3 protein-coding genes are annotated in these 2,226 nt (G+C 45.5%); 2 read left to right on the top strand and 1 reads right to left on the bottom strand.

Features of this window, described 5'->3' with window-relative positions; translation table 11 throughout:
- Both AB3112_RS10840 and AB3112_RS10845 read left to right on the top strand, forming a co-directional pair.
- Positions 1-690: M20/M25/M40 family metallo-hydrolase (locus AB3112_RS10840; RefSeq protein WP_367334493.1), on the top strand; the 690-nt coding region annotated here is incomplete at its 5' end.
- A 7-nt stretch (positions 691-697) separates the two neighbouring features.
- The gene (locus tag AB3112_RS10845) at positions 698-1,585 is read left to right on the top strand and encodes a DMT family transporter (RefSeq protein WP_367334494.1); all 888 of its coding nucleotides are present in this window, start codon (positions 698-700) and stop codon (positions 1,583-1,585) included.
- 89 nt (positions 1,586-1,674) lie between these two features.
- Here the strand turns inward: AB3112_RS10845 and AB3112_RS10850 are convergent.
- Positions 1,675-2,226 (bottom strand): hypothetical protein (locus AB3112_RS10850; RefSeq protein ID WP_367334495.1); only part of this gene is annotated, 552 nt, incomplete at its 5' end.

Below are 2,226 nucleotides of genomic sequence, written 5' to 3' on the forward strand. Positions count from 1 at the left end.
GACCAGTTGGCGGGCTTGGTGATTGCTGAACCCACCGGCTTAGATAAAATTGCGTATACTGCGCGTGGCGTGATTGATTATCACGTGGATTCAATCGGCAAATCAGTGCACAGCGCACAGTCGACCAAGGGAATCAACGCCATCGATAATTTGATCGTATTTTATAACGAAATTACGGCAATGATGCAGGGTCTCGATAAAATCGATCCAGTTTTAGGGGGCTTGCTGCATAACGTTGATCTGATATCTGGTGGTGAACAGATCAATACAATTCCAGGAAAAGCCCGACTTTCAGCTAATGTACGGACTATTCCGGCTTATCCGAATCAGATGATTTATGATATACTGGAAAAACTTGTCCATCGTCTAAATGACCGTTCAGGTTTTCAGTTGAAGTTGTCCTACAGCTATCCAGAGGAAGCAATTCCCGGCCGGCCAGACGCGCCGTTAGTCAAACTAGCGCAAAAAATTGGTCACCGGATCATTGGTAACCGTGTGATCCCGGTTGGCTCTGGCGGTGCTAGTGATGCGTCAGAATTTTTACAGTCGAAAGCCCGGTTCTCGGCCATTGTTTACGGTCCCGGAACCAATACGTCTCACGAGGCGGATGAATACGTGGAGATCGACGAATTTTTACAGGCGACTGTGCTGTATCGAAAGTTGGCGCTGGCGTTCTTAGAGGGGGAATAACCGCACCATGCAAATATCAAAGGGGCGCGCCAATCTGATGTTGCTGATGGCAGCGATGATTTGGGGTGCCGGGTACATCTTTTCCAAAATGGCGACTAACGCGCATATGCAAGCCGGTTTGATCAATGCCATCAGAGGGTTGATTTACGCTGGTTTAGCTTTTCTGTTTTTCCACAAAGCCATTATGAAAATGAGCCGGGCTGATGTCCAGATAGGGTTATCCGCCGGTTTAATTAATTTTTTAGGTTATCAGTTCCAAACTTGGGGCTTGCGTTATACCACACCGTCAAACAATGCGTTCTTAACGGCGATTTACGTGGTGATTATTCCCATTATTATTTGGGTGATTTATAAGCGTCGGCCCGAAGCAAAGAGTTATCCTGCCATTATTATTGCGATTGTTGGGATGGGCTTTCTGACCAACATTTTGCAAAACGGATTTACGTTGCACATTGGTGATTTATTGACACTCATTTCCGCGTTCTTTTACGCGCTTCAAATTGTCTATTTTGGCATGCGGACAATGAATACGAGTCCCTTTGTGCTGTCATTTATGCTAGGAATCACGCAAAGCGGTTTTGGCTTGATCTGGTCACTGCTATTTGAACATGCGAGTTATGGTGCAATTAACTGGCAGGCTGGGTTGTGGCCAGTGATTGTTTTAGGAATCGTTTCTTCATTTGGTGCTCAATCGCTCCAAATTATCGGTCAGCGGTTCACTGATCCTACGCCGGCCGGTCTGATTCTCATGACGGAATCGATGTTTGGTAGCCTCTTTTCGGTTGCTTTAGGGTTTGAACCCTTCACCGTCCATTTATTGCTGGGTGGCGTTTTAATTATTATTGCGATCTTAATCATGCAGTTGGATTTTTCCCGGTTTAAACCAGTTAAATAAGCCCAAATTCAAAAGCAGCGTTCCCAAACACGATAAGGTGTCTGGGGACGCTGCTTTTGATCAAGTTCGACTTAATAGTGTTCGACTCATTACTTCACAAACCGAAGCACGTAGTTACCCTGTGCATCTGAAGTAATCGTATAGGTGGAATAACCATCCTTCAGCCATTGCGATTTCGTGGCTTGGGCCCAACTCTTGGCGTCTGCGACGGAAGAGAAGGTATGAGACTGACTGAAAGTGATGGATCCTGAGTTCTTTTTACTGTTGTCGGTTTTCTTGGATGACCCAGCTGAGTTAGAAGTAGTATTGGCTGAGCTGGACGACTGCTGGTTACCGGATTTGGTTTTCGTGTCGTCTAGCTTTTTTTGTTCGCTGTTCTTAATTGTTGCATCTGATTCCTGATTAATCGAACTTTGCAAAGAGCTTCGCTGAGATGAAGTGATTTCTTTATCATCGGTAGAATTGTTTGAGTCTGAGTTGCCCGTCTCCTTAGACGCGTTGTCAGACTCGGTGTGACTAGAACTATTATCCTTAACAGATTGTTCGGTGTTTTGAGAACCATATTCGACTTTTGTCGAGAGGTTAGCAAGCCAAACAACAACACCCACGACCAGCACAAGTGTGACGAGAAATCTGACCAC

The sequence above is a fragment of the Lentilactobacillus sp. genome, from assembly GCF_040773105.1.
Classification (GTDB): Bacteria; Bacillota; Bacilli; order Lactobacillales; family Lactobacillaceae; genus Lentilactobacillus; species Lentilactobacillus parabuchneri.